This window comes from Plantactinospora endophytica, from assembly GCF_016862915.1.
GTDB lineage: Bacteria > Actinomycetota > Actinomycetes > Mycobacteriales > Micromonosporaceae > Plantactinospora > Plantactinospora endophytica.
This window is the reverse complement of record NZ_BONW01000049.1, coordinates 1-26,735: the sequence shown is the minus strand read 5'-3', so window position 1 is coordinate 26,735 and position 26,735 is coordinate 1. Positions and strand designations below refer to the sequence as shown.

Annotated in this window: 23 protein-coding genes; 15 read left to right on the top strand and 8 right to left on the bottom strand. The window is 73.2% G+C overall.

Annotated elements, in window-relative coordinates:
* The first annotated feature begins 108 nt into the window (after window positions 1-108).
* From Pen02_RS38920 to Pen02_RS38910, 3 genes are read left to right on the top strand one after another with little or no spacing between them, the layout of a single operon-like run.
* Window positions 109-1,260, top strand: coding sequence for an AAA family ATPase (locus Pen02_RS38920; protein ID WP_203871224.1), 1,152 nt, complete (start codon window positions 109-111; stop codon window positions 1,258-1,260).
* Window positions 1,257-2,213, top strand: coding sequence for a DUF58 domain-containing protein (locus Pen02_RS38915; protein WP_203871223.1), 957 nt, complete (start codon window positions 1,257-1,259; stop codon window positions 2,211-2,213). The genes Pen02_RS38920 and Pen02_RS38915 overlap by 4 nt, the downstream gene beginning before the upstream one ends.
* On the top strand, window positions 2,210-3,160 hold the full coding sequence (locus Pen02_RS38910; protein WP_203871222.1) for a VWA domain-containing protein: 951 nt from the start codon (window positions 2,210-2,212) through the stop codon (window positions 3,158-3,160). The genes Pen02_RS38915 and Pen02_RS38910 overlap by 4 nt, the downstream gene beginning before the upstream one ends.
* A 653-nt stretch (window positions 3,161-3,813) precedes the next feature.
* Here the strand turns inward: Pen02_RS38910 and Pen02_RS38905 are convergent.
* The 4 genes from Pen02_RS38905 to Pen02_RS38890 form a co-directional block, all read right to left on the bottom strand.
* Window positions 3,814-5,067 (bottom strand): acyltransferase family protein, encoded by a 1,254-nt coding sequence (locus tag Pen02_RS38905; RefSeq protein ID WP_203871221.1) that lies wholly within the window; start codon window positions 5,065-5,067, stop codon window positions 3,814-3,816.
* Entirely contained in the window at window positions 5,064-6,098 is a 1,035-nt protein-coding gene (locus Pen02_RS38900) for an alpha/beta hydrolase (RefSeq protein ID WP_203871220.1), read from the bottom strand. Before Pen02_RS38900 ends, Pen02_RS38905 begins: the two co-directional genes overlap by 4 nt.
* Window positions 6,099-6,277: 179 nt before the next feature.
* Window positions 6,278-6,943 carry a response regulator gene (locus Pen02_RS38895; RefSeq protein ID WP_203871219.1) on the bottom strand — a complete coding sequence of 222 codons (666 nt, stop codon included), beginning with the start codon at window positions 6,941-6,943 and terminating at the stop codon, window positions 6,278-6,280.
* Window positions 6,940-8,265 (bottom strand): sensor histidine kinase, encoded by a 1,326-nt coding sequence (locus Pen02_RS38890; protein WP_203871218.1) that lies wholly within the window; start codon window positions 8,263-8,265, stop codon window positions 6,940-6,942. The genes Pen02_RS38895 and Pen02_RS38890 overlap by 4 nt, the downstream gene beginning before the upstream one ends.
* A gap of 158 nt (window positions 8,266-8,423) precedes the next feature.
* Between Pen02_RS38890 and fabG the strand changes: the two genes are divergently transcribed.
* The 4 genes from fabG (at window position 8,424) to Pen02_RS38870 (ending at window position 11,986) form a co-directional block, all read left to right on the top strand.
* A complete protein-coding gene (gene fabG, locus Pen02_RS38885) occupies window positions 8,424-9,128 on the top strand; it encodes a 3-oxoacyl-ACP reductase FabG (RefSeq protein WP_203871217.1) in 705 nt (234 codons plus the stop codon).
* Between the two features lie 115 nt (window positions 9,129-9,243).
* A complete protein-coding gene (gene fabI / locus Pen02_RS38880) occupies window positions 9,244-10,017 on the top strand; it encodes an enoyl-ACP reductase FabI (RefSeq protein ID WP_203871216.1) in 774 nt (257 codons plus the stop codon).
* Between the two features lie 101 nt (window positions 10,018-10,118).
* On the top strand, window positions 10,119-11,147 hold the full coding sequence (locus tag Pen02_RS38875; protein ID WP_203871215.1) for a ferrochelatase: 1,029 nt from the start codon (window positions 10,119-10,121) through the stop codon (window positions 11,145-11,147).
* A 59-nt stretch (window positions 11,148-11,206) separates the two neighbouring features.
* The gene (locus Pen02_RS38870) at window positions 11,207-11,986 is read left to right on the top strand and encodes an HAD-IIA family hydrolase (RefSeq protein ID WP_203871214.1); all 780 of its coding nucleotides are present in this window, start codon (window positions 11,207-11,209) and stop codon (window positions 11,984-11,986) included.
* 68 nt (window positions 11,987-12,054) lie between these two features.
* Here Pen02_RS38870 and Pen02_RS38865 read toward each other — a convergent pair whose 3' ends face one another.
* Window positions 12,055-13,566, bottom strand: coding sequence for an ArnT family glycosyltransferase (locus Pen02_RS38865; RefSeq protein ID WP_203871213.1), 1,512 nt, complete (start codon window positions 13,564-13,566; stop codon window positions 12,055-12,057).
* 161 nt (window positions 13,567-13,727) lie between these two features.
* On the bottom strand, window positions 13,728-14,519 hold the full coding sequence (locus tag Pen02_RS38860) for an Rv1486c family protein (RefSeq protein ID WP_203871212.1): 792 nt from the start codon (window positions 14,517-14,519) through the stop codon (window positions 13,728-13,730).
* A 100-nt stretch (window positions 14,520-14,619) separates the two neighbouring features.
* Here Pen02_RS38860 and Pen02_RS38855 point away from each other — a divergent pair, with 100 nt between their 5' ends.
* Window positions 14,620-15,441, top strand: coding sequence for a DUF3097 domain-containing protein (locus Pen02_RS38855; RefSeq protein WP_203871211.1), 822 nt, complete (start codon window positions 14,620-14,622; stop codon window positions 15,439-15,441).
* 23 nt (window positions 15,442-15,464) lie between these two features.
* Here the strand turns inward: Pen02_RS38855 and Pen02_RS38850 are convergent, their stop codons facing one another.
* Window positions 15,465-16,829, bottom strand: coding sequence for a serine hydrolase domain-containing protein (locus tag Pen02_RS38850; protein ID WP_203871300.1), 1,365 nt, complete (start codon window positions 16,827-16,829; stop codon window positions 15,465-15,467).
* Window positions 16,830-17,016: 187 nt separating this feature from the next.
* Here Pen02_RS38850 and Pen02_RS38845 point away from each other — a divergent pair, with 187 nt between their 5' ends.
* From Pen02_RS38845 to Pen02_RS38820, 6 genes are all read left to right on the top strand, one after another.
* Window positions 17,017-17,487: an NfeD family protein gene (locus Pen02_RS38845; protein ID WP_203871210.1), complete on the top strand. Its 471-nt coding sequence runs from the start codon at window positions 17,017-17,019 to the stop codon at window positions 17,485-17,487.
* A 7-nt stretch (window positions 17,488-17,494) separates the two neighbouring features.
* Entirely contained in the window at window positions 17,495-18,607 is a 1,113-nt protein-coding gene (locus Pen02_RS38840; protein ID WP_203871209.1) for an SPFH domain-containing protein, read from the top strand.
* A gap of 176 nt (window positions 18,608-18,783) precedes the next feature.
* Window positions 18,784-19,683, top strand: a complete 900-nt coding sequence (locus tag Pen02_RS38835) for a hypothetical protein (protein WP_203871208.1) — start codon at window positions 18,784-18,786, stop codon at window positions 19,681-19,683.
* A gap of 79 nt (window positions 19,684-19,762) precedes the next feature.
* On the top strand, window positions 19,763-20,614 hold the full coding sequence (locus Pen02_RS38830; RefSeq protein ID WP_372445762.1) for a TrmH family RNA methyltransferase: 852 nt from the start codon (window positions 19,763-19,765) through the stop codon (window positions 20,612-20,614).
* Window positions 20,615-20,676: 62 nt separating this feature from the next.
* Window positions 20,677-22,128: an argininosuccinate synthase gene (gene argG / locus Pen02_RS38825; RefSeq protein WP_203871206.1), complete on the top strand. Its 1,452-nt coding sequence runs from the start codon at window positions 20,677-20,679 to the stop codon at window positions 22,126-22,128.
* Between the two features lie 44 nt (window positions 22,129-22,172).
* The gene (locus tag Pen02_RS38820) at window positions 22,173-23,864 is read left to right on the top strand and encodes a PucR family transcriptional regulator (RefSeq protein ID WP_203871205.1); all 1,692 of its coding nucleotides are present in this window, start codon (window positions 22,173-22,175) and stop codon (window positions 23,862-23,864) included.
* A gap of 16 nt (window positions 23,865-23,880) precedes the next feature.
* On the opposite strand, the gene Pen02_RS38815 is transcribed toward Pen02_RS38820, so the two are convergent.
* The gene (locus Pen02_RS38815) at window positions 23,881-25,230 is read right to left on the bottom strand and encodes a MurL-like N-terminal domain-containing (protein ID WP_203871299.1); all 1,350 of its coding nucleotides are present in this window, start codon (window positions 25,228-25,230) and stop codon (window positions 23,881-23,883) included.
* Between the two features lie 138 nt (window positions 25,231-25,368).
* Here Pen02_RS38815 and Pen02_RS38810 point away from each other — a divergent pair, with 138 nt between their 5' ends.
* Window positions 25,369-26,700 carry an aspartate aminotransferase family protein gene (locus Pen02_RS38810; protein WP_203871204.1) on the top strand — a complete coding sequence of 444 codons (1,332 nt, stop codon included), beginning with the start codon at window positions 25,369-25,371 and terminating at the stop codon, window positions 26,698-26,700.
* Window positions 26,701-26,735 lie beyond the last annotated feature (35 nt).

The window sequence follows — 26,735 nt, the reverse complement described above, 5'->3', positions numbered from 1 at the left end:
CGGCAAATCCGGTTCTCCCTTCGCGGTCTCTCAGCCGGACGTGCGACGCTTGGGGGCGTCGGCTCCGCGCCGACCCCGTTGATCCCGTGACCCTGCTGTGGAGGACCGGTGGCCCAGCCGACGACGCCCGACACTCCGACCCCGCCCGACGTCGGCGGTGCCGTCCCCACCGTGGGCAGCACCCCGGCCGAGGACGCCACCCTGCTGGAACGCGCCCTCTTCGAGGTCAAGCGGGTGATCGTCGGGCAGGACCGGATGGTCGAGCGGATGTTCGTCGCCCTGCTGGCCCGGGGGCACTGCCTGCTCGAAGGGGTGCCGGGGGTGGCCAAGACGCTCGCGGTGGAGACCCTGGCCCGGGTGGTCGGCGGCACCTTCGCCCGGGTCCAGTTCACTCCGGACCTCGTACCCGCGGACATCGTCGGCACCCGGATCTACCGGCAGTCGAGCGAGAAGTTCGACGTCGAACTCGGCCCGGTCTTCGTGAACTTCCTGCTCGCCGACGAGATCAACCGGGCCCCGGCCAAGGTGCAGTCGGCGCTGCTGGAAGTGATGTCCGAGCAGCAGGTGTCGATCGGCGGCCAGACCCACCGGGTGCCGAACCCGTTCCTGGTGATGGCCACCCAGAACCCGATCGAGCAGGAGGGCGTCTACCCGCTGCCCGAGGCGCAGCGGGACCGCTTCCTGATGAAGATCATCGTCGGCTATCCCACCGACGCCGAGGAGCGCGAGATCGTCTACCGGATGGGGGTCAGCGCCCCCGAGCCGTCCTCGGTCTTCACCCCGCTCGAACTCGTCGGGCTGCAACAGAAGGCCGACAAGGTCTTCGTGCACAACGCCCTGGTCGACTACGCCGTACGCCTGGTGCTGGCCACCCGGGCGCCGGCCGAGCACGGCATGCCGGACGTCGCCCAGCTCATCCAGTACGGCGCCAGCCCGCGCGCCTCGCTCGGCATCGTCCGGGCCACCCGGGCACTCGCGCTGATGCGTGGTCGTGACTACGCGCTGCCGCAGGACGTGCAGGACATCGCCCCGGACATCCTGCGGCACCGGCTGGTACTCAGCTACGACGCACTCGCCGACAACATCCCCGCCGACCACGTCGTCGACCGGGTGATGTCCACCATCCCGCTGCCCTCGGTCGCCCCCCGGCAGAACGCCAGCCCGGTGCCACCGAACGGCGCCGCCCCGGGAACCGTGCTCGGTCCGGCGTCCGGGGTGCCGGCGGCCGGCCCGGCGTGGCCCGGGCGCCCGCCCGCATGATGTCGGTGCCCGACACCAGCCCGGCCCGGGCGGACGCCGTACTCTCCCGGTTGCAGTTGCTCGTCACCCGCAAACTCGACGGGCTGCTCCAGGGCGACTACCTCGGGCTGCTGCCGGGGCCCGGCACCGAGGCGGGGGAGTCCCGGGAGTACCGCCCCGGCGACGACGTACGCCGGATGGACTGGCCGGTCACCGCACGGACCACCGTGCCGCACGTCCGGCGTACGGTCGCCGACCGGGAACTGGAGACCTGGCTGGCGGTGGACCTCTCGGCCAGCCTCGACTTCGGCACCGGCCGCTGGCTCAAGCGGGAACTCGTGATCGCGGCGGCGGCGGCGATCGCCCACCTGACCGTGCGCGGCGGCAACCGGATCGGTGCGGTGATCGGTACCGGCCCGCACCGGGACGGTAGGACCGCGTCGCCGGCCACGCCGCCGGGCGTGCTGCGGCTGCCGGCCCGGCCGGGGCGGAAGGAGGCGCAGGGGCTGCTCCGGACCATCGCAGGTACGCCGACCCGGCCCGGGCGTACCGACCTGGGTCTGCTGGTGGACGCGCTGAACCGGCCGCCCCGGCGACGCGGGATGGCGGTGGTGATCTCCGACTTCCTGGCTCCGCCGGCCCAGTGGGGACGCCCGGTCCGCAAGCTCGGGGTTCGGCACGAGGTGCTCGCGGTCGAGGTGGTCGACCCGCGTGAGCTGGAGTTGCCGGACGTCGGGGTGCTGCCCGTCGTCGACCCCGAGACCGGCGAGCTGCACGAGGTGCAGACCGCCGATCCACGGCTGCGGCGCCGTTACGCCGAAGCGGCGGCGGCCCAGCGCGCCGCGATAGCCCACGAGCTGCGTGCCGCCGGTGCGGCACACCTGCGACTGCGTACCGACTCCGACTGGCTGCTGGACATGGTGCGCTTCGTCGCCGCGCAGCGACACGCCCGTACCCGGGGGACGACACGATGATCCGTTTTCTGCAACCGTGGTGGCTGCTGGCGGTGCTGCCGGTGCTGCTGCTCGCCGGGGCGTACGTCTGGCGGCAACTGCACCGCCGCACGTACGCGATGCGGTTCACCAACGTCGAGCTGCTGCGTACCCTCGCGCCGAAGGGGATCGGCTGGCGCCGGCACGCGGCGGCCGGGGTGATGCTGCTCAGCCTGCTGGTGCTGGCGACCGGGATGGCCCGGCCGGCGGTCGACATCAAGGAGCCGCTGGAGCGGGCCACCATCATGCTGGCGATCGACGTGTCGCTGTCGATGGAGGCCGACGACGTGGCGCCGAACCGGCTGGAGGCGGCCCAGGAGGCGGCGAAGCAGTTCGTCGCGGAACTGCCGCCGACCTACAACCTCGGGCTGGTCGCCTTCGCCAAGTCCGCCAACGTGCTGGTGCCGCCGGGCAAGGACCGCCCGGCGGTGACCCAGGCCATCGACGGGCTGGTGCTGGCCGAGGCGACCGCGACCGGCGAGGCGGTCTTCACCTGTCTGGAGGCGATCCGGTCGGTGCCGGCGGACGGCGCACAGGGCATCCCGCCGGCCCGGATCGTGCTGCTGTCGGACGGCTACCGCACGGCGGGGCGCTCGATCGAGGAGGCGGGTGCGGCGGCGCAGGCGGCGAACGTGCCGGTCTCGACCATCGCGTTCGGCACCGACTCCGGCCAGGTCGACATCGGCGGCCAGGTGCAACGGGTACCGGTCGACCGGCTGGCCCTGGCCGAACTCGCCGAGACGACGCAGGGCTTCTTCTACGAGGCGGCCTCGGTCAGCGAGTTGAAGCAGGTCTACCAGGACATGGGCAGTTCGATCGGGTTCCGCACCGAGGCCCGGGAGATCACCCAGTGGTACGCCGGGATCGCGCTGCTCTTCGCGCTCTGCGCGGCCGGGATGAGCCTGCTCTGGACGTCCCGCCTGGTCTGACGACCGGCCCGCGCCTGCTTCGGTCGGCGGGCCGGGAGAGAAGGCGTGCGGATCTACCCGGTCGGTGCCGGTGGCTACCGGCCCGACCGGGTACCTGCGGTGCGACGACCGTGCGGATACGCCGGTTCGGCGGGGTCGGCGGTCGTCACGGGGTGGCGCGGACCAGGATGAAGACCACCACGACCCAGGCCGCGGCGAGGGTGAAGCCCACGGGGGCGACGTAACGCTGCATGATTCTGCTCTCCGGGTGGCGACTGAGCCGTCCCGGGCCGGCGCAGGGCCGGGCGGGGCGGCTGGGGATCAGTGGACGCGCACACGAAGTCGTGGCCGGAAGCTCCACACACTCGGCTCGGCGACAGCCGTCGGAACGCACAGCCGGGCAGGCACGCCGGCAGAGTGCCGGAGCGGCCCGGGACGCGGTGTGGAGCGGAACTGGGTCAGTCGGCGGAGCAGGTCACGGCTCAGGCGGACTGACCAAGGACCCGGCCACGACTAGGAGGATCGCTATTTCGCACAGCGATCACCTCCATCTGTCGACCGGACCTCGAACGCGAGTCATCGTACACCCGTGGGGCCGGGGAGCCGCAGTCGGCCATCCGGGCCCGACCTGTCGGCTCCCCGACCCCACGCACGCTCCGGAAGGTCTCCGAGCGTCACTGTCCGTACCGGTGCATGGCGTTCGGGGCGCCGTCCGGACCGGCCGGCGGGCGCTGTCCGGGTACCGTCGGCGGGCGTCGCCGCCGCCCGACCAGCACGCTCAGGACCAGGGCCAGCAGTGGCAGCCAGGCCAGTCGGGCGAGCACCCAGCCGGGCCCGTCCGGCGCCGTGTGCAGCCCGGGTACGGCGCCGGTGTCGGCCAGCCGGGCCGCGAGCGCGGCCAGCGCGGTCACTCCGAGCAGGGTGCTCTGGTGCCACAGGTAGACGCTGACCGCCACCGCGTTGAGCCGCTGGACCGGTGCCCACCGGGCCGGCCGGGCCAGCACCCGGCCCAGCGTCGGCCGGACCAGCAGCGCCACGCTGATCTGGGCAAGGGCCAGGCAGACCGCGAACAGCGACGGCGGGTCCAGGTTGGACATGCCGTCCCCGGGTACCCCGACCGCGCTCAGCGGATAGCCGGCCCAGCCCAGCACCGCCATTCCGGCCGCACCGCCGAGCAGCAGCCCGACGGCGGTACGCCGACCGCCGAGCCGACCGTCGGCGAGCGCCATCCCGAGCAGGTACGGCAGCAGCCAGCCGGCCAGCACCGCCACCGGTACCCGCCACGCGCCGTCACCGGGCAGCGGCACCGGCCAGCCTGACGGGTCGCCGACCCGGCCGGCCAGGTCGCTCAACGTGACCAACGCCACGGCGGGTACGGCCAGCCGCACCGGCCCGTACCGGTGCAGGGCCCGGCGCAGTGGACCGGTGCACGCGATCAGCACCACCAGCGGCAGCAGGAACCACAGTGGACTGACCACCAGCGTGGCGGCGGTACGCAGGGTTCCGGCCGGGGTGCCGAGCAGGGCTGCCACGGCCAGCACCAGCAGCCAGCCGCCGACCAGGAACAGCACCGGCCCGCCCAGCCGGCCGAGCCGCCGTCGTAGCCATCCGGCCGTTCCGAGCCCCCGGGCGGCGGCGGTGCCGAAGGACCGCGCCGAGGCGTACCCGCTGACGAAGAAGAACAGCCCGAGCGTCTGGAGCAGCCAGGTCACCGGTACCAACGCCGGCATCGCGGCCAGTGGGCTCGCCGTACGCAGTGCGCCGTCCGGGCCGAGTACCAGGGCGGTGACCAGCCAGTGCCCGAACACCACCCCGCCGATCGCGTACGCCCGCAGCCCGTCGACGCCCCGGTCCCGGCTACCGCCGCCGGCCGGGGCGGAGGTATCCGGTGCTGCGCTGTCGGTCCGCCGCCGGTCGAGGACGCTCATCGGGCCGCCTCCACCCGCTCGCCGGCCGACCCGGGAACGCCGGGCGCGGTCCGCTCGCCGGCCGACTCGGGGCTGCCGAGGACGCTTTGGTCGTCGGCCGGCCCCGGGCTGCCGAGGACGCTCCGGTCGTTGGTTCGCTCCGGGATGCCGAGCACTACCGAGGCCGTCGCCCGCAGTGTCGTGCTGCCCGGCACCAGGTAGCCGTCGTGGCCGGCGACCCCGGTCACCGGCAGCGGCCGGGCGCCGAACTCCGGGCTCGCCGGCCGGACGCCGTGGCCGAAGCCGAGCAGCCGGACCGGCGGCAGCCGGCGGATCCAGTCGTCCGGCGACTCGGCGGCCCAGACCCGGGCGGCGGAGCCGAGGTCGGCGGCCCGGTCGACGCCCATCCCGATCCCGGCCACCGTCACCAGGTCGGTGACCTGCGGCGGCAGCCCGGGTGCGGCCAGCCCGACCACCAGCGCGCCGTAGCTGTGCCCGATCAGCGTCACCGTCGCGTCGGGGCGGTGCCGGGCCAGCGTCCGGGTCAGTTCGACAAGCGCGTCCGCCCCGCTCCGGGCGGTCTCCGAGCGGGCCGCCGCCCGGCCGATCCCGTTCGGCGGGTCGTAGCCGAGCCAGGCCAGCACCGCCACCCGGGCGTCGGGGCGGGCGGCGTGCAGTTCGTCGTACAGCGCCCGGGCCTGGGCGGCCGGGGCACGTCGGCGTACGCCGCCCAGTCCCCGGTCGAAGTTCCGCAGTGTGCTGTCCACCCCCGGCACCAGCACGGCGATCCGGTCGGCGGTGCCGAGGTCGCCCAGCACCTCCACGGCCAGCCCGTCGCCGTACGGGTCGAACGCCAGGAAGGTCCGGCCGGCGGCGACCCAGTCGGCGTACGGCGCGCCGGCCGCGCGCATCGCCGCCGCCACCGTCGGGTACGCCTCGACGAACGCCGCCGCCCCGACCGTGACCGGAGCCGCCCCGGCCGGTGGCGGCACCATCAGCCCCAGCGCGAGCAGTCCCGCCACCGCTCCCCGTACCGTCCCCCGCCAGCCCATCCCGATCTCCCTCCGATCGCCTTCGGAGCAGAGGATGCGTGCTCGGCGGGGGTGGGCGCGTCACACCACGGAACGGCTTCCCCCGGACTACCCGGGGACTACGCGGGGGTACCCGGGAACCAGCCGACCGGCCCGACACCACCCGCCGGCTGCCGCCCCGGGGATCGGATGGACACTCCCTAGTCCCCGGCGGTGACCAGCCCCGACTCGTACGCGACCACGACCGCCTGGGCCCGGTCACGCAGGTCGAGCTTGCTGAGGATCCGCCCCACGTGGGTCTTCACGGTCTGCTCGGCGACCACCAGCTCGGCGGCGATCTCGCCGTTGGAACGGCCCCGCGCGATCAGCCGCAGCACCTCGGTCTCCCGGGGGGTGAGTCCGGCCAGGCTGGTCGGCCGGGGCCGGTCCCGGCCGGGCCGGGCGGCGAACTCGGCGATCAGCCGGCGGGTCACCGCCGGGGCCAGCAGCGCGTCGCCGGCCGCGACCACCCGGACCGCGTGCACCAGGTCGGCCGCCGGGGCGTCCTTGAGCAGGAAGCCGCTGGCGCCAGCCCGGAGTGCCTCGTAGACGTAGTCGTCGAGGTCGAAGGTGGTCAGGATGAGCACCCGGGGCCGGTCCGACTCCGGCCGGTCGCCGACGAGTTGCCGGGTCGCGGCCAGCCCGTCGAGTACCGGCATCCGGATGTCCATCAGTACCACGTCCGGGTCGAGCCGGCGGGCGGCGGTGACCGCCTCGGCGCCGTTCGCCGCGTCGCCGACCACCAGCAGGTCGGGCTGGGCGGCCAGCAGCGCACCGAAGCCCTGCCGGACCATCGCCTGGTCGTCGGCGATCAGCACCCGGATCATCGGGACGTGCCTCCGTTCGGCTCGCCGTCCGGCGGCACCGGGGGCGTCGGCTCCGGCTCGTAGGGCAGGTGCGCGGTGACCGCGTACCCCTGGTTGTCGGTCGGGCCGGCGCGCAGCCGCCCGCCGAGCAGCCGGGCCCGTTCCCGCATCCCGGTCAGCCCGTGCCCGGCCGGCCCGGCGGTGGCGTCGGGCCGGCCGGCGCCGGACCCGGCCGCCGCCGGGTCGTTCCAGACGCCGATGATCAGCGCCCGCTCGTCCGCGTCCAACGACACCCGGACAGCCGTGCCGGGCGCGTGCCGGGCCGCGTTGGCCAGGGCCTCCTGGATGATCCGGTACGCGGCCAGCCCGACCGCCTCGGGCACCGGCTGGCTCTCCGCCGGCTCCGGTCCGGTGGCGACCGTCACCGCCATGCCGGCCCGGCGGGCCGCCTCGACCAGCTCCGGTACGTCGGCCAGCCCCGGCTGCGGCGCGGTCTCCGGCGCGGCCGACTCGCTGCGCAGCACCCCGAGCAGCCGACGCATGTCGGCCAGCGCCTCCCGGGCCGACCCGGCGATCGCGGTGAACTCGTCGCGGGCCGGCTCGGGCAGCCCGGTCAGCCGGTACGGCGCGGTCTCCGCCTGCACCGCGATCATCGACATGTGGTGCGCCACCACGTCGTGCATCTCCCGGGCGATCCGGGTGCGTTCCTCCAGCACCGCCCGGCGGGCCTGCTCCAGCTCGCTGCGTTCGGCCTGCTCGGCCAGGGCCCGCTGGCTCTGCCGGCGCCGCCGTACCTGGTCGCCGACGATCAGGATGGCCAGGAAGAGGATTGCCACGCCGTGCGAGTTCGCCTTCGTCGGCACGAACACGTACGCCGGCAGCACGCTGAGCAGCCCGGCCCAGGTGGCGATCCCGACGCTGGTCCGGGCGGCCAGCACCAGCAGGACGAAGAGGAAGGCGATGATCTGGACGGGGTTCCACGGCCAGGACTCGGTCGGCAGCGCGTCGATCGTGCCGAGGTAGAGCAGCGGGTAGCCGAACCGCCAGGCGAACAGCGGACGGAACGGGGCCAGCACCGCCGGCAGGGTCCCGCCGACGGCGAGCGGGATCGCCACCCACTCCGGCAGCCCCCGGGTGTCGCTCAGGTACTGGATGCCGGCGATGGTGATGCCGACCAGGGCGAAGATCAGCAGCGGCGCGAGGAACGGCCGGGCGTACTGCCAGCGCCGCCGCCACCTGCCGGGCGGACCGGGCGGCGGGGACGGCGGGAAGTCCGCCCCGACCAGCAGCCGGCGCAGGTCGTCCCGTCCGATGCGCAGTACGCCAGCGGTGCCGCTCTCCATCAAGGGCAGGGTACGGGTGTCGGCCGGCGCCCGTCGTGCCCCCGTGGCACGATCCGCCCGTAGTACCTGGGTAGCACCCCACCCGGGTTACGGATTACCTGCCGGTAGCGCCTAGTCTCCAACCCGCACGTCCGTACCGTCGGAGAAGGAGGACACCCGTGGCCCGAACCGTGCTGGTGACCGGAGGCAACCGGGGGATCGGCCTCGCCGTCGCGCAGGCCTTCGCCAAGCAGGGCGACCGGGTGGCGGTCACCCACCGGGGCAGCAACCCGCCGGCCGACCTCTTCGGCGTCCGGTGTGACGTCACCGACAGCGCCCAGGTCGACGAGGCGTTCTCGGCCGTCGAGGCGGAGCTGGGCCCGGTCGAGGTACTGGTCTCCAACGCCGGCGTCACCGACGACACGCTGTTGCTGCGGATGTCCGAGGAGCAGTTCACCCGGGTCGTCGACGCCAACCTGACCGGCGCGTTCCGGTGCGCGAAGCGGGCCTCCGGCAAGATGCTCCGGGCCCGCTGGGGCCGCATGATCTTCGTCTCCTCGGTGGTCGCCCTGGCCGGCGGCGCAGGCCAGGTCAACTACGCGGCGAGCAAGGCCGGCCTGGTCGGGGTGGCCCGGTCGATCACCCGGGAGCTGGGTGCCCGGAACATCACCGCCAACGTCGTCGCGCCCGGGTTCATCGACACCGACATGACGGCGGTGCTTTCCGAGGAGCGCAAGGCGGAGATCCGCAAGTCCATCCCGGCCGGCCGGATGGCCAGCCCGGAGGAGGTGGCCGGGGTGGTGACCTGGCTCGCCTCCGACGCCGCCGGGTACGTCTCCGGGGCGGTCATCCCGGTCGACGGCGGCCTCGGCATGGGGCACTGACCGGCCCGGATCCGGGGCTTTGACTGGCACAATCGCCCAGGCGCCGTGATCGGCCGGGACGGACCCGGACCGGCCACGGGACGCGGGGGACCACGAGCGTATGGAGGATCTTCACGTGTCTGGACTGCTGGCCGGCAAGCGGCTGCTCGTCACCGGTGTGATCACCGATCAGTCGATCGCCTTCTCGGTGGCGAAGCTCGCCCAGGAGAACGGCGCGACCGTGGTACTCACCGGCTTCGGTCGGATGTCCCTGGTCGAGCGGATCGCGAAGCGGCTGCCCGAGCCCGCGCCCGTGATCGAGCTGGACGTCACCAACACCGAGCAGTTGGCCAGCCTGGCGGACCGGGTCCGGGAGCACGTCGACGGGCTGGACGGGGTGGTGCACTCGATCGGCTTCGCGCCGCAGAGCTGCCTCGGCGGCGGCTTCCTCGACGCGCCGTGGGAGGACGTGGCGACCGCGGTGCACGTGTCGACGTACTCCTACAAGTCGCTCGCGGTGGCCGCGCTGCCGCTGATGAGCCCGGGCGGCGCGGTCGTCGGGCTCACCTTCGACGCCACCAAGGCGTGGCCGGTGTACGACTGGATGGGCGTCGCCAAGGCCGGGCTGGAGTCCGCCTCCCGCTACCTGGCGCTGCACCTGGGCCAGAAGGGGATCCGCAGCAACCTGGTGTCGGCCGGCCCGCTGCGCACCATGGCGGCGAAGTCGATCCCGGGCTTCCAGCAGTTCGAGGACGCCTGGACCGAGCGGTCGCCGCTGGGCTGGTCGTTGACCGACCAGGAGCCGGCGGCGCGGGCCTGCCTGGCCCTGCTCTCCGACTGGTTCCCGGCCACCACCGGCGAGATCGTGCACGTCGACGGCGGCTACCACGCGCTCGGCGCCGCGATGTGAACGCCCCGGTGTGAGCGTCCCGGTGTGAGGGACGTCCCTTCCGCCGGCCCCGGCCCGGGGCCGTGCCCGGCAGCGCGGCGGAGCCGGGAAGAATAGAGGACATGTCGTACGACGCCGTTGTGCTGATCTCGTTCGGTGGCCCGGAACGGCCGGAGGACGTCCTGCCGTTCCTGGCCAACGTCACCCGGGGGCGGAACGTGCCGCCGGACCGGCTGGCCGAGGTCGCCGAGCACTACCAGCACTTCGGCGGCGTGTCGCCGATCAACCAGCAGTGCCGGGACCTGCTCGCCGCGATCCGGGCCGACTTCGCCGCGAACGGGCTCGACCTGCCGGTCTACTGGGGCAACCGGAACTGGCATCCGATGCTGGCCGACACCGTGGCCCAGTTGCGCGACGACGGGATCCGGTCCGCCCTCGGCTTCGTGACCAGCGCGTACGGCGGTTACTCGTCCTGCCGGCAGTATCTGGAGGACATCTCGACCGCCCGGGCGGCGGTGGGCCCGGACGCGCCGAGGATCGAGAAGCTGCGGCAGTACTGGGACCATCCCGGATTCGTCGAGCCGCACGCCGACGCGGTGGCCAACGCGCTGGCCACCCTCGACCCGGGCCGACGGGACAGCACCCGACTGGTCTTCACCGCCCACTCGATCCCGGTCTCGATGGCCGCCTCCGCCGGGCCGCAGGGCGGCCGGTACGAGGCCCAGTTGCGGGAGACCGCCGCGCTGGTGGCCGAGCGGGCGGCTCCCGGGCTCCCGTACGACCTGGTCTGGCAGAGCCGGTCCGGCCCGCCCCAGGTGCCGTGGCTGGAGCCGGACGTCAACGACCACCTGCGGGCGCTGGCGGCCGACGGCGTCACCTCGGTGGTGGTCAGCCCGATCGGCTTCGTCTCCGACCATCTGGAGGTGGTCTGGGACCTGGACACCGAGGCGGCGGCGACCGCCAAGCAACTCGGCCTCGACTACGTCCGGGCCGGTACCCCGGGCACCGACCCGAGGTTCGTGGCGATGGTCCGGGAGTTGGTGACCGAGCGGCTTAACCCGGCGGACACTGCCGCGCGACGCCGGCTGGGTACGCTGCCCGCCTGGGACACCTGTCCGACCGGCTGCTGCCAGCCGGCCCGGCGCCCCTGAACCGACCACCCCGGTAGGAGAGCGATGAACGAGACCAGGCCGCGCGGCGGAGTGGTGGCATGAGCGACCGGAAGCCGGTGGAGAGCTGGCTCACCGACATGGACGGGGTGCTGGTGCACGAGGGGCAGCCGGTGCCCGGCGCGCCCGAGTTCGTCCGGGCGCTGCGCGCCTCGGGCAAGCCGTTCCTGATCCTCACCAACAACTCGATCTACACCGCCAGGGATCTCCAGGCCCGGCTGAACCGGATGGGCTTCGACGTCCCCGAGCACGCGATCTGGACCGCCGCCCTGGCCACCGCGCAGTTCCTGGCCGACCAGCGCCCCGGCGGCACGGCGTACGTGATCGGCGAGGCCGGGCTCACCACCGCGATGCACGCCGTCGGGTACGTACTCACCGACTTCGCGCCGGACTACGTGGTGCTGGGCGAGACCCGGACGTACAGCTTCGAGGCGATCACCAAGGCGGTCCGGCTGATCGACGGCGGGGCCCGGTTCATCTGCACCAACCCGGACCCGACCGGCCCGTCCACCGAGGGCGCGCTGCCGGCCGCCGGTTCGGTCGCGGCGATGATCTCGAAGGCGACCGGGGTGGAGCCGTACTTCGTCGGCAAGCCCAACCCGATGATGATGCGCTCGGCGCTGAACACCATCGACGCGCACTCCGAGACGACCGCGATGATCGGTGACCGGATGGACACCGACATCCTCTGCGGGCTGGAGGCGGGGTTGCAGACCGTGCTGGTGCTGACCGGGATCAGCACCCGGGCCGAGGCGGAACGCTATCCCTATCTGCCGTCCCGGATCGTCTCCTCGGTCGCCGACCTGATCGACGAGATCTGAATCCAGCACCGACCGCAGCCGCGAGACCCTGCGGCCACCTGCTGCGGTCGGTGCCGGTGCCGACCTCGTCAGCCGGTCCGGCCCACCCCTGAACCACCGGCCGCGACCGCGTCGCCGTCCCGCCGCTCCCCGGCTGTCCCGCCGCCTCCGTCATCGGGCGTCGACCCGGCTGGTCCGGTCGGTTCGGTGGAGTCGGTGGAGTCGGCGGTACCGGCGGGAGCGGTGGGTTCGGCGGAACCGTTCGTCGCGCCGGCTGGGCCGCCGCTCGCCCGACCGGCGGGTTGACCGGCGTACCCAGGTCGGAGTGGTGCCGGCGACGGCCCGTTCCAGGGCAGCGTCCCGTCCGTCGTCGGCCGGCCGGACCAGTGTGCCGGCAGTGCCGCCACGATGGCGTACCCGAGGGCGGCGGCGACGGCGAGCCAGACCGGGGCCATCAGCCGGTCGTACTCCTCGTCCACCGGTTTCGCCGCCAGCAGGGTGAGCCCGGTCAGCCCGGCGCCCACCCACAGGAAGGTGAGGTGCCGGGTCCGGGTGGCGAAGATCAGCGTGGTGATCAGCACCGCGATCAGGGGCAACGGGGACAGCACCATGTGTGCGAGGGTGCCCGGCCACCAGTCGAGGTTCTTCTCCCAGAGCCAGACGAGCGGCTCCGGGTGGTCCGGATTGGTGAAGTGGTTGGTCGCGTAGTCCTGGATGGCCTCGGTCAGCGACGGCAGTGCGAGTGCCTTGCTGACCGCCGACCAGCCGACCAGGGTGACCAGGCCGAGCCCGCCGGTGAGCACCGCACCGCGCCGGTTCGGGAACCGGGTCGCCAGCGCGGCGATGCTAGCGGCCACCAGCACCAGGGCCATCGCCACCCCGTTGGCCGACTTGCTGAGGAAGGTCCAGACGAAGCCGGCCACTGCGATCGGCAGCCCGCTGAACCGATGTCGCCAGAGCAGCATCGCGCCGATCAGCACGGTGAGACAGCCGGCCAGCATCGCACCGTCGGCCAGCATCCGGGTCATCCAGTACCCGGTGGGCAGCAGGTAGACCATGGCCGCCGCGGCGACACCGACCAGGCGGATGCCGAAGGCCAGCCAGACGGCCAGGTAGGTGAGCAGGCCGACCCCGACGGCGATGATCAGCGTCGCCAGCACCATCCCCGGCCAGACGCCGAACACCTTCACGAAGGGTGCCGCGAACAGTGGATAGCCGGGCCGGCTGTCGAAAATCGCGATGTAGCGGGGAGAAATGCCCTGCTGCGGATATCCGTTGCGGCAGAGCGGGCGCATATTCTGGTCTTTGGCCGAACGGTTGATGTCGCGGCACACCTGAAAGGATGAGCGCTTGGACGCGGTTGCCGGATCGGTGCCGGCGAAAATCTGCGCCTGCCGCATGTACCAGTAACTGTCGCCGGACGAGGCGAACCGCCGGGGGTCCTCGAAACGCGCCATGGTGAGCCCGCCGGCAATGGCCACCACCAGCAACAACCAGGTCAGTTCGACCAGGGGACGACGCTTGAACCACCGGCGCCGGGACGTCGGAGGACTCGCGGGGAAGTGGTGCGCGGGATTGGTCGTATTCGGGGTGCCGCCCATGGAACGAGCACCCTACCCCACCTATGCAACACGCATCTTTCAGCCAGGTTCCGGACAACGGTCCGGCCGAAGTCCGACAACGGTCGGCACCCGTTCGGTATTCACGCCGTATTGGCGTACTCCGAGTAGTTGATCTTTTTTCTGCCGGGTGGGCGGCGGGGTCAGGCCGACAACGGGGCGTTGCAGGCCGCGACGACCGCCCGGCGGCAGGCGGCGGTGAGCGGGCGCAGCGCGGCGTCGCGCTGCTGGGCCTCGTAGCCGTTGACCGAGCCGCCCGGTGCGGCGTGCTCGGCCAGCGCGAGCACCTGGTCCAGCACGCTGGCCCGGGCGAACAGCCGACGGGCGCGCGGATCGAAGCCCGGCGGCAGGTCCATCCCGCTGTCCGGGCGACGCAGTGCGGCGAGCGCCCCGGCCAGCTCCGGGCGCCACTGCGCCACGTCGAGCCGGGTCAGCGCGGCGGTCGCCTCGGCGAGGCTCACCGCCAGCTCGGCCTCGGCCTCGGCCGCACCGGGATTGCCCAGCGAGGCGGCCGGTGCGGTCTCCGGCAGCGGGTGGACCCGCCACAGCACCGTCTCGAAGGTCACGCCGGACCCGCTGGTGTGCGTGCGTACCTCCGGAATCACGCCCAGGCCGCGGGCCACCACCGCCTCGCCGGCCAGCAGCGCCGCCGAGGCGAACGGGCCGGGACCGGGCAGCCCGCGCGGATCGCCGGGGGCGGGCAGCACCAGCCGGATCTCGTCGGGCGAGAGCTTGGAGAAGGCGGACAGCGCGTCGCGCAGTGGGATGTCGGTCCAGGCGCCCGGGGCGTCGGCGACGAGGTGCTCCTCGCCGGCGGCGATCTCGTCGGCGATCTCGTCGTACGGCACCAGCCCGGCACGCCAAGCGCGTACCCAGGCCACAAAGCGGCTGGACCGGCGCGCCACGAGAGTCGCCGCGCCCGTTGCGGGGGACATGCGGCTAGGGTACGTGCTTCCCGTGTCGGCTGTCTCGGGTGCCGGCCCGGCGGCGCGTCAACGCCGACCGCGCGGCCACGAGCGGCTAGCGTCCCCTGCCATGGGGAGGATGTACGGCGACGACGTGCTCGCCGGGAACTGGCGGCGGCGCAAGGTCGTACCCGAGGTGCCGGCCGAGCCGGACCTGGTGGTCGAGGACGCCGATTCGGGGTTCTGCGGCGCGGTGGTGGGTTTCGAGTCCGGTGCGGTGGTGCTGGAGGACCGGCACGGACGACGGCGCAACTTTCCGTTGCTGCCGGCCGCGTTCCTGCTGGACGGGAAGCCGGTGACGCTGCGACGTCCGGCGGCACCGTCGACGGCACCGGCACCACGTCGGCGGACCGCCTCCGGTTCGGTCGCCGTGGCCGGGGTACGCGCCCAGGTCGCCAAGGCCAGCCGGATCTGGGTGGAGGGCGTGCACGACGCCGCGCTCGTCGAACGGATCTGGGGCGACGACCTGCGGATCGAGGGTGTCGTGGTGGAGCCGCTGGACGGCATCGACGAACTCGCCGAACGGGTCCGCGAGTTCGGCCCCGGTCCCGGGCGCCGGTTGGGTGTACTCGTCGACCACCTGGTGCCCGGCTCGAAGGAGACCCGGATCGTCGCGGCGGTCACCTCGCCGGACGTACTGGTCACCGGCCACCCGTACGTCGACGTGTGGCAGGCCGTGAAGCCGTCGGCGCTCGGCATCCGGGCGTGGCCGGTGGTGCCGCCGGGACGGCCGTGGAAGGAGGGCGTCTGCGCGGCCCTCGGGGTCGCCGAGCCGGCCGAGATGTGGCGGCGGATCCTCGCCCGGGTCGACAGCTTCCACGACGTGGAGACACCGCTGATCAACGCGATGGAACGCCTCATCGACTTCGTCACCGTGCCGTCCACGCCCTGACCCTCTGCGCAGCCGCCCCGCCCTCAGGCGAGGCGGTCCGGGTGTCGGGTGAAGACGAAGGTGGCGATGTCCAGCGCGGTGGCGGCGCCGGCCCCGTCGCGGCGGACGGTGAGGATCTCCCCGTCGTTCATGCCGGAGCGGCCCCGCCAGCGGCCGGCGGCGTCCCGGCCGAACCGCCAGCCCGGAACGGCACCGGACGGCTGCTGGACGATCGTCAGTTCCTCGGCGGCCGGATCCCAGGTCAGCTCGAACTCCCGGCCCATCCACCACCAGCGACCGGTCAACTCGGCGACCTCCCCGGCAGGCGGTGCGGTCGCCGGTCGCCAGGGCCGGACCGGCGCGGGTTCGGCGTCGAGCACCGCAGTGAGCACCTGCCGGCCGAGCACCGGCAGCGACCCGGTCCGCAGCCCGTACGCGTTGGCGAAGCCGACCACGCCGGTACCGGACGGCCGGTGCACCGAGAGCGTCGCCACGTAGCCGGGCATCGAGCCGCCGTGTCCGACGTAGACCCGTTCGCCGACCCGGTGCAGTTCCACGCCGAGGCCGTAGCCGGCGGTCCACGAGTTCAGGTCGGCCATCGCGACCGGTACGCACATCTCCGTCACCGTCTCCGGGGCGAGGATCTCCGGATCGGGGTCGGCGAGGAACCCGGCCCAGCGGGCCAGGTCGGCGAGGCTGGCCCAGAGCTGCCCGGCCGGCGCCATCGCCCCGGTGTCGGTACGCGGCTCCTCTCGCAGCGTGTCGTGCCAGGGATGGACGACGTAGCCCCGGGCGTACGGCTCGGTCGGCTGGTAGGAGGTGCGGACCATCCCCAGTGGATCGAGCAGCCGGGACCGGACGAGTTTCCACCACGACTCCCCGGTGACCCGTTCCAGCACCGCGCCGAGCAGCCCGTACGCCAGGTTGGAGTAGTGGAAGGTGCGGTGTGCGGGGAAGGCGACCTTCTCCCGGCTCAGCCCGGCCAGCAGGGTGTCCAGGTCGGCTCCGGCGGAACGTTCCCACCACTCGCCGTCCGGCTCCCGTTGCAGGCCGGCGGCGTGGCCGAGGAGTTCCCGCAGCCGGACGGCGCCGAGCGGGGTGCCGGGCAGGTGCCGGTCCAGCGGGTCGTCGAGTTCGAGCAGCCCGTCGTCGCGCTGCCGGAGCAGCAGTACCGCGGTCATCGTCTTGGTGATCGAGCCGATCCGGTACTGGACGTCCGGGTCCGGTGTCGGGGTCTCGCCGGCGGCGGCGACGTGCACCAGCCCGCCGGTCGTGGCCCGGGCGGCGCCGGTCGGGGTCCGCAGCACCCCGAGGACCAGCGAGGGGGCCCGGCCGGCGGCCTGGGCCTGGGCGACGAGGGCGTCGATCCGGCGGGTGGTCTCCGGCAGTAGGCCGGACTCCGGCGGCAGGGGAGCCACGGGGCTGCCTCCTCGGACTGGGGGGTACGGGAACCGGACTGAATTATCCGAACCGGACCGGCCGGGGCGGAACCGGACCAGGTTACGGAACGGCCCCGATCGCCGAGGGCCGCCGCGAGATCTTGGGTACGTCGATCACGGGTCGCCGGTAGGTGCACGACCGTGCCAGGATCGACGTGTGGAGCCGCTCCTGTGGATCGTATTGGGCGTCGTGCTGGTCGTCGCGGAGATCTTCACGACGACGCTCTTCCTCGTCATGTTCGGGGTCGGGGCGTTCGCCGCCGCCGGTGCCGCCGCCCTCGGTGCACCGCTGGCCCTCCAGGCGGTGGTCTTCGCGGCGGTCTCGGCGCTGACGGTGGCGGTGGCCCGCCCGGTCATCAGGCGGCACCGCACGGCGGACTCGGCCGACGACGAGCAGCCCTTCGGGGTACGCGCGATAACCGGGAGCAGCGCCCTGGTGCTGGAGCAGGTGGACGCGAACAGCGGGGTCATCAAGATCGACGGGGAGATCTGGACGGCCCGCTCCTACGACGCCACCCAGGTGATCCCGGCCGGCGAGCGGGTGCGTGTGATCGAGATCAAAGGCGTGACCGCCCTGGTCTGGCAGGACGAGTTCACAATTGACGAGCAACCAGATACGAAGAGGTGAACGCGACGTGGATCCAGTGATCGGCGTGCTGTTGGCCGCCGTGGCTCTGATCACGGTGGTCACCCTGGTCCGGGCGGTACGGATCGTGCCGCAGCAGCGGGAGGACGTGGTCGAGCGGCTCGGCCGGTACAGCCGCACCCTCGGGCCGGGCCTCAAGCTGCTGGTGCCGTTCATCGACGCGGTACGCACCAAGGTCGACATGCGGGAGCAGGTGGTCAGCTTCCCGCCCCAGCCGGTGATCACCTCGGACAACCTGGTCGTCTCGATCGACACGGTGCTCTACTTCAAGGTCGTCGACTCGGTGAAGGCGACCTACGAGATCTCGAACTTCCTCCAGGCCATCGAGCAGTTGACCGTCACCACCCTGCGGAACGTGATCGGCTCGCTCGACCTGGAGCGGGCACTGACCAGCCGCGAGGAGATCAACCGGCACCTCTCCGGGAAACTGGACGAGACGACCGGGCGGTGGGGCGTCAAGGTGACCCGGGTGGAGATCAAGGCGATCGAGCCGCCGGCCAGCATCCGGGACTCGATGGAGAAGCAGATGCGGGCCGAGCGGGACCGCCGGGCGGCGATCCTGAACGCCGAGGGGCACAAGCAGGCGCAGATCCTCTCCGCCGAGGGTGAGAAGCAGGCCGCGGTGCTCCGCGCCGACGGTGACCGGCAGGCCCGGATTCTCCAGGCCGAGGGGCAGGCGAAGGCGATCCGTACCGTCTTCGACGCCATCCACACCGCCAACCCGAGCCAGAAGGTGCTGGCGTACCAATACCTCCAGGCGCTGCCGCAGATCGCCAACGGGCAGGCCAACAAGGTCTGGATCGTGCCGGCCGAACTGACCAAGGCGCTCGAAGGGCTCGGCGGCGCGCTCGGCGGGCTGAGTCGGGCAGCCGGGGACGAACCGCACGCGACGGTCGACGCCGCCGCCGTCGAGCGGGAGGCGGCCGAGGCGGCTCGGGCCGCCGCCGAGGCGGCCCAGGAGGTCGACGCCGAGGTACGCGCCGCCGAGGCGCAGGTAACCGCGCGCCCCGCCGGCCCACAGGGGTTGCCCGCGCCCGAGCCGGTCCCGCCGGCCAGCCTGGTCGACGACTCCACTGTGGAGAAGCGGCCCGAGCAGGGCTGACCGGCCGCCGCCGGCCATCCGTCCGGCGGCGCACGGGCTATTCGCGCAAAGCGTCCGCGCGGCGCCCCGGCACCTGACACGATCGGCTTAGCGACGGGTCGGTGACCAGGAGCGGGGCGTCGCGACGGATCGCACCCGCGCCCACCCGCGCAGCACGCAGAGCGAGGTGACGGCGCGTGATCCACCCCTCGAAACCGGAAAACCACCCCTCGAACCCCAAGCGCGACCCCGCGCCACCAAACCGACCGACGGCACCGAAGCGGACACTCGACGTCGGACCGGTCGCCGACCGCCCCGACCCGGTCTCCGGGCGCTGGCCGTACGGCGGCTTCGGTTTCCTGCCGTTCGTGGTCGAACGCGGCACCAGCGAACCGGCCAGCGACGCGAGCTGGGCCTGGTCGCTGCGCCGGCTGGCCCGGCTCGCCGTCTGGTCGATCCCCGGATATGCCATTGTGTACGGTTCGGTGACGCTGGTCGGTGCCGGCAACGCGCCGTTCCTGACCCAGCAGCGCCCGGCGCACCTGCTCGGCTGGATCGGCGCGCTCTGGCTCGGCCTGCTCGGGCTGATGGCGCTGGCCAGCCTGCTGGTCACCACCCGGACCCGCTGCGCCGGTACGGCCGGCCTGCTGGTCGCGGTCGCCGGAACCATGCTGGTGCTGCCGTTCGGCGGGCTGCCGGACGCGCACTCGGCGTTCGGCCGGGCGGGGCAGGTCATCGCGGTGGTCGGCGGCGCGCTCTACTCGCTCGGCTGGTGGCTGACCGGCCTCGCGCTGTACCGGTCCGGAGTGTTCAGTCAGTCCGACGGCGTACTGCTGATGATCGCGGCGCCGCTGCTCGGCGTCGGCGGGATGCTCGCCTCGGCGCTGCACGCCCTCGGCGCGATGCTGGTACTCGCCGCCGGAATCGGGATCGGCTGGCGGGCCCGACGGCTGGTGCCGGCGGTCGGCCGGGCCGGGCTGACCCGCCCGACCAGTGCCGGTGCGGTCGCGGCGAGCGTCTCCGGCGCGGGCGGACGCACCATCGCGCCGGCCGCCGGTGGACTCGGCCCCGCGACGACCGGACCCGCCCCGTCCTGATCGGCCTGTCCGGTTCGTCTTGGCTTCCACTCCGCACCCCCCGGGGCCCGGATGGGCGTACCGGTGGGGACCGGGAAGAATCGGCGGGGTGTCCGACGCACCGACCACCACCTCCGCCGTGCAGATCACCGACCCGGAGGACCCCCGGATCGCCGACTACCGGGCGCTCACCGACGTCGAGCTGCGTACCCGGTGGGAGCCGCCGAACGGGTTGTTCATCGCCGAGGGCGAACTCGTGCTGCGCCGGGCGCTTCGGGCCGGCTACCGGCCGCGTTCGTTCCTGGTCGACGCGAAACGGGTGGACCAGCTCGGCGACCTGGACACCGGGGACGCACCCGTCTACGCCGCCAGCCCGGCCGTGCTGGAGCGGGCCACCGGCTTCCACGTGCACCGGGGCGTACTCGGCTCGTTCCACCGCCGGGAGTTGCCGAGCGTGTCGGCGGTACTCGACGCCGCCCGCCGGGTGGTGGTGCTGGAGGACGTGAACAACCACACCAACCTCGGGGCGATCTTCCGGGGCGCCGCCGCGCTCGGCATCGACGCCGTACTGCTCTCGCCCACCTGCGCCGACCCGCTCTACCGGCGCAGCGTACGGGTCAGCATGGGCGAGGTCTTCGCGGTCCCGTACGCGAAGTTCGAGACCTGGCCGGCCGGGCTGGCCGAGGTGCGGGCGGCCGGTTTCGCCGTGCTCGCCATGACACCCGCCCCGGACGCCGTGCCGATCCAGCGGCTCACCCCGGCACAGCGGCACCGGGCGGCGCTGCTGCTCGGTGCCGAGGGCCCCGGGCTCACCCCGGCCGCCCAGGCCGCCAGCGACGTACGGGTGGTCATCCCGATGCGGCGCGGGGTGGACTCGTTGAACGTCGCCGCCGCCTCGGCGGTGGCGTTCTGGGAACTGGGTCGGGACGACCCGCCGTCCGGGAGCGGGTAGCCGCTGCGGATGGATATGCGGTGCGTTTGCATGTCCATGCGATCTGATGAATAATCATCCCCGTGTCCAAGGTCCTCACCTCCCTGCCCATCGGCGAACGTGTCGGCATCGCCTTCTCCGGCGGCCTCGACACCTCGGTCGCGGTCGCGTGGATGCGCGACAAGGGCGCCGTCCCCTGCGCCTACACCGCCGACATCGGCCAGTACGACGAGCCCGACATCGCCTCGGTGCCCAGTCGCGCACTCAGCTACGGCGCCGAGCTCGCCCGACTGGTCGACTGTCGCGCCGCCCTGGTCGAGGAGGGCCTGGCGGCGCTGACCTGCGGCGCCTTCCACATCCGTTCGGGCGGGCGGGCGTACTTCAACACCACCCCGCTGGGCCGGGCCGTGACCGGTACCCTGCTGGTCCGGGCGATGATCTCCGACGACGTCCAGATCTGGGGCGACGGCTCGACCTTCAAGGGCAACGACATCGAGCGGTTCTACCGGTACGGGCTGCTGGCCAACCCGCAGCTCCGGATCTACAAGCCGTGGCTCGACACCGACTTTGTCACCGAGCTGGGTGGGCGTAAGGAGATGTCGGAGTGGCTGCTCGAACGCGGCCTGCCCTACCGGGACAGCACCGAGAAGGCGTACTCCACCGACGCCAACATCTGGGGCGCGACGCACGAGGCGAAGACCCTCGAACACCTCGACACCGGCATCGAGACGGTCAGCCCGATCATGGGCGTCCGGTTCTGGGACCCGTCGGTGGAGATCCCGACCGAGGACGTCACGATCGGCTTCGACCAGGGTCGCCCGGTGACGATCAACGGCAAGGAGTTCGGCAGCCCCGTCGACCTGGTGCTGGAGGCCAACGCCGTCGGCGGCCGGCACGGGCTGGGCATGTCGGACCAGGTCGAGAACCGGATCATCGAGGCCAAGAGCCGGGGCATCTACGAGGCGCCCGGCATGGCGCTGCTGCACATCGCGTACGAGCGGCTGGTCAACGCCATCCACAACGAGGACACCCTGGCGAACTACCACAACGAGGGCCGCCGCCTCGGCCGGCTGATGTACGAGGGCCGCTGGCTGGACCCGCAGGCGCTGATGCTGCGCGAGTCGTTGCAGCGCTGGGTCGGTACGGCGGTCACCGGCGAGGTGACGTTGCGGCTGCGGCGGGGCGAGGACTACTCGATCCTGGACACCACCGGCCCGGCGTTCAGCTACCACCCGGACAAGCTGTCGATGGAGCGTACCGAGGACTCGGCATTCGGCCCGCAGGACCGGATCGGCCAGCTCACCATGCGCAACCTGGACATCGCCGACTCCCGCGCCAAGCTGGAGCAGTACGCCACCCTCGGCATGGTCGGCGGCGGGACCCCGCAGCGGATGGTCGGCGCCGCCCAGGCAGCCTCGACCGGGCTGATCGGTGCGATGCCCGAGGGCGGCGCGGAAGCCATCGCCTCCCGGGGCGTCTCCTCCGCCGACGACGAGGCACTCGACCGCGCCGCGATGGAGTTCGGCGTCGACTGACCGACGCGGCGGGCGGTACCGCGTCGGGCGGTACCGTCGAGCCCGTGTTTCCTACCGTGCGTGAGGTGCTGGCCCTCGACCCGGTCCGGCACGGCGGCCCCCGGGTGGTCGCCGGCACGGCCGGACTGGACCGGCTCGTACGCTGGGTGCACGCCGCCGAGGTACCCGACATCGCGGCCCTGCTCAGCGGGGGCGAGCTGGTCCTGACCACCGGGATCGGCCTGCCGGGCGACGACGCCGGGCTACGCGCCTTCATCGGCGAACTGGCCGACGTCGGGGTCTCCGGGCTGCTGGTCGAGCTGGGCCGGCGCTATCCGGCGGCGGTACCCCGGGCGATGGTCGCGGCGGCCGAGCACCGGAACCTGCCGCTGGTCGAACTGTGCCGGGTGACGCCGTTCGTCCGGATCACCGAAGCGGTACACGGGTTGATCGTCGACGCCCAGCTCACCGAGTTGCGGGCGACCGAGGAGATCCACCAGCGGTTCACCGAACTCTCCGTCGAGGGCGCCGAGCCGGCCGAGGTGGTCCGGCAGGCCGCCGAACTGGCCGGCTGCCCGGTGGTGCTGGAGAACCTCTCCCGACAGGTGCTGGCGTACGACCCGGCGGGGGAGAGCGCCGAGTTGCTGCTCCGGGGCTGGGAGCAGCACTCCCGGCGGATCCGTCCGACCGGCCGGACCGGTTACGACCCGGACGCCGGCTGGCTCTACACCACGGTCGGCGCCCGGGGGCAGGACTGGGGGCGGCTGCTGCTGCGCTGGCCGACCGGCGAACTGCCGGCCGCCGCGACCGGCGGGCCGCCGACCCGGTTGACCATCCTGATCGAGCGGGCCGCCTCCACCCTGGCGCTGGGCCGGCTGATCAGGCGCGACGCCGAGGGGCTGGAGCGGCAGATCCACCGAACCCTGCTCACCGCGCTGCTCGACCACACCCGGCCGGTGGACGAGGTGGCGCTGCGGGCCCGGGCGCTCGGCGTGCCGCTCGACCGGCGGCACCTGGTCGGGGTGGTGGTCCGGTACCGCGCCGACGAGGCGGGGGCGGCCGGTCCGGCCGGAGGCGGCCCGGCGGGGCAGGCCCGGCTGCGGGACCTGGCCGAGGCGGTCAGCCAGGCACTCCGGGACGCCGAGCTGAGCGGCCTGGCCAGCAGCCTGGACGACCAGGCGGTCGGGGCGGTGCTGGCGCTGCGCGACGCCGGGGACGAGGACCGCGCCCTGACCGCCTTCGCCACCGCTTTGGATCGGGTACGCCTCGACGCCGCCCCGACCACCGTGCGCCCCTACGGCGCCCCGGGCGGGGTGATCGTGGCAGCCGGCTCGGGCGTCGGCACCGTACGGGAGGCGCGGCGCTCGCTGATCGAGGCCCGGCAGGTCGCCGACGCCGCCCGGCGGGGTCGACGGGACCTGCCGGTGTTCCGGCTGCCCCAGGTCGGACTGGCCGGGCTGCTGCACCTGCTGCGGGACGAGCCGAGGTTGCAGACCTTCGTCGAACGCGAACTCGGGCCGCTGCTGACCCACGACGCCGAGCATCCCCGGGAGCAGTTGCTCGGTACCCTGCGCGGTTACCTGGACAGCGGCCGGAACAAGTCGGCTGCCGCCGCGGCGGCACACCTGTCCCGTCCGGCGTACTACGAGCGGCTGGCCCGGATCGGCCGGATCCTCCGGGTCGACCTCGACTCGGTCGACGACTGCCTGTCGCTGCACGTCGCCCTGCTGGCCCTGGACGCCGTACGGGACGGCTGAGCCGCCGGTCGGGTGCTCAGGAGATCGCGGTCAGCGCCTTGGCGTACGGCGGCGGGACGAAGTTCGGGCCGGCCGGGGTGAAGACGTCGGTGGCAGCGGCGGCGGCCCAGCCCTCGGCCGGAACCGCCTCGCGCAGGGTCCGGACCACTGCCGCGTCCCGCCAGTCCGGGTGCTCGGCGACCAGGCCGAGCGCCACCACCGACTCCTCGACCTCGCCGACGCACTCGAACGGCTTGTGCGCCTCGATGCCGAGCAGTTCCAGGTAGCCGGGGGCCTGGGCCGGGTCGGCCAGCAGGTCGGCGCCGAAGATCTGCACCAGCCGGGCCCGGGGCATGAACGGGGCCAGGGCCAGGAAGATGAACCGGCACTTCGGGCAGTTCCCGCACCACCGGTCGCTCGGATCACTCAACTTGAACGCCGCGTTGCAGCTCGTCACCACGTCGTCGTAGCGGGTGAACTGGGCGAAGAGCCGGGCGATGTGCAACTCGGAGAGCGACCGCAGCAGCGAGAAGTACGGCTCGACCAGCCCGGCGTGCCCGGCCAGCGCCGCCCGGAGCAGCCCCTCCGCCTCGACCCCCTTGGACCACTGGTGGTTCACCTCGACGCCGTGCCAGAGCAGGTTCGGGTCGGAGGCGGAGCGCTCGTTCGACATCACCACCGGGCCGAGCCCGTGCAGCACGGCGGTGCCGACCGCGATCAGCGAGTTGATCGCGGTGACCGGGATGTGCCCGTTGCGCGCCCCGGCCGCGTTCAGCTCGATCAGCGCCGGGTCGAGCCGGCGCCGGGCGGCCAGCGGAGTCAGCCCGGACGCCTCGTTCACCGAGACGATGATGTGGTTGGGGTTGACCGAGAACGGCACCGGGTCGAAGCCGGCCCGGCGCAGCGCCTCCAGGCTGACGATGGAGTCCTTGCCACCGCCGACCGTGGAGAGCGGCCGGCGGTCCGAGTTGTCCGATTCGCTCGGCGCGTCGACCCGGCCCGGCGGCACCTCGGGGGCCAGCTCCAGCACGTACGGCAGGTCGTTGCGGTAGGCGTACTCGGCGAGGCCCTTGGTGTAGACGGCGGTGACCAGCGCGACGGCGGCCTCGCCCAGCGGCGCCGGCAGGACCAGCCGGGGCGGCGCGGCGGCCTTGTAGTAGCTCACCCCGGCGACCAGGTGCAGCAGCTCCAGCACCCGGCCGAAGGTGGCCAGGGTCTCCGCCGACGGCGCGGTCTCCGGCGCCGGGAAGGTGATCCGCTCGGTGAACCGCAGCTCGCCGTCCGGGCCGGTCAGCGCGTATCCGAGCGCGGCCTCCCCGGTGGCCGGGTCGAAGGAGTGGGCCGGAAAGGTGAAGGCGTCCATCCGCCGGAGCTGTCCGTTGAGCACAGGCAATAGTAGTCCGGCCGGGTTGACGGGGTGTCAATGTCCGGACCCCGCTGCCCGACAGGGTGGCAGTTGCCCGGTGGCCCGCGCGGTGGGAGCGTGCAGGAGTCCGCGTTCCCACCGGTGAGGGGTGTGAGAACCATGACCACCGACGAGCTGCTGGCCCGGCACCGGGCCGTGATGCCCTCCTGGATGCCGCTCTACTACGCCGAGCCGATCGAGATCGTCAGCGGCTCCGGCCGCCGGGTCACCGACGCCGAGGGGCGCAGCTACCTGGACTTCTTCGGCGGGGTGCTGACTAACATGCTCGGCTACGACGTCGCCGAGGTACGCGAGGCGGTGCAGCGCCAGCTCGGTACCGGCGTGGTGCACACCTCAACCCTCTACCTGATCCGGCAGCAGGTCGAGCTGGCCGAGAAGATCGCCGCACTCTCCGGCATTCCGGACGCCCGGGTCTTCTTCACCAACTCCGGCACCGAGGCGAACGAGCTGGCGCTGCTGGTCGCCACCAACCACCGCCGGTCGAACCAGATCCTGGCGGTGCGGAACAGCTACCACGGCCGGTCGTACGCGGCGATGGGGATCACCGGGCACCGGAGCTGGTCGGCGAGCAGCCTCAACCCGCTCCAGGTGAGCTGGCTGCACTCCGCCGACCGGCTGCGCGGCCTGCTGGCCCGGCTCGGCCCGGACGAGTACGTCGACGCGGCCGTCGACGACCTGCGCGAGGTGCTGGCCACCCAGACCAGCGGCGACGTGGCCTGCCTGATCGCCGAGCCGATCCAGGGGGTGGGCGGCTTCGTGGCCCCGCCGGACGGACTCTTCGGAGCGTTCAAGAAGGTACTCGACGAGTCCGGCATCCTGCTCATCTCGGACGAGGTGCAGACCGGCTGGGGGCGTACCGGGGAGCATTTCTGGGGCTACCAGGCGCACGGCGTCACCCCGGACCTGCTGACCTTCGCCAAGGGCATCGGCAACGGCTTCGCACTGGCCGGGGTGGTCGGCCGGGCCGAGGTGCTGAACGAGGTGCACGCGGTCTCGTTCTCCACCTTCGGCGGCAACCCGCTCGCCACGGCGGCCGGCAACGCCGTACTGGACTACCTGCTCGCGCACGACCTCCAGGCCAACGCGGCCCGGGTCGGCGCGGTACTGCTCGCCGGGCTGAACGAACTGGCCGACCGGCACCCCGTCGTCGGCGCGGTACGCGGCAAGGGGCTGATGCTCGGTGTCGAGTTCGTCCGGCCGGGCGGCACCGAGCCCGATCCGGCGGCCACCGCCCGGGTCTTCGAGGAGTGCAAGCGGGGCGGACTGCTGGTCGGCAAGGGCGGCCTCTACGGCAACGTGCTGCGGATGGGTCCGCCGCTGACGTTGACCGAGGAGGAGGCCCGGGAGGCGCTCGGCATCCTCGCCGAGGCCGTCGCGGTCGCCGACGCCGACGCGGTCACGGTTGCCAACGCCGGTGAACCGACGCGCTGAGCCGGCCGGGCTGGCCGGTCAGCCCGAGTCGCTGC

Excerpts from the sequence above, each read along its gene's own strand:
- Pen02_RS38900 (WP_203871220.1), bottom strand. The coding sequence starts at position 6,098 with ATGGGCTGGCGGGGGACGGTACGGGGAGCGGTGGCGGGACTGCTCGCG.
- Pen02_RS38855 (WP_203871211.1), top strand. The coding sequence starts at position 14,620 with ATGGGGAGGATGTACGGCGACGACGTGCTCGCCGGGAACTGGCGGCGG.
- Pen02_RS38895 (WP_203871219.1), bottom strand. The coding sequence starts at position 6,943 with ATGATCCGGGTGCTGATCGCCGACGACCAGGCGATGGTCCGGCAGGGC.
- Pen02_RS38915 (WP_203871223.1), top strand. The coding sequence starts at position 1,257 with ATGATGTCGGTGCCCGACACCAGCCCGGCCCGGGCGGACGCCGTACTC.
- Pen02_RS38860 (WP_203871212.1), bottom strand. The coding sequence starts at position 14,519 with ATGTCCCCCGCAACGGGCGCGGCGACTCTCGTGGCGCGCCGGTCCAGC.
- Pen02_RS38910 (WP_203871222.1), top strand. The coding sequence starts at position 2,210 with ATGATCCGTTTTCTGCAACCGTGGTGGCTGCTGGCGGTGCTGCCGGTG.
- Pen02_RS38865 (WP_203871213.1), bottom strand. The coding sequence starts at position 13,566 with ATGGGCGGCACCCCGAATACGACCAATCCCGCGCACCACTTCCCCGCG.
- Pen02_RS38810 (WP_203871204.1), top strand. The coding sequence starts at position 25,369 with ATGACCACCGACGAGCTGCTGGCCCGGCACCGGGCCGTGATGCCCTCC.
- Pen02_RS38890 (WP_203871218.1), bottom strand. The coding sequence starts at position 8,265 with ATGGAGAGCGGCACCGCTGGCGTACTGCGCATCGGACGGGACGACCTG.
- Pen02_RS38875 (WP_203871215.1), top strand. The coding sequence starts at position 10,119 with ATGTCGTACGACGCCGTTGTGCTGATCTCGTTCGGTGGCCCGGAACGG.
- Pen02_RS38870 (WP_203871214.1), top strand. The coding sequence starts at position 11,207 with ATGAGCGACCGGAAGCCGGTGGAGAGCTGGCTCACCGACATGGACGGG.
- Pen02_RS38905 (WP_203871221.1), bottom strand. The coding sequence starts at position 5,067 with ATGAGCGTCCTCGACCGGCGGCGGACCGACAGCGCAGCACCGGATACC.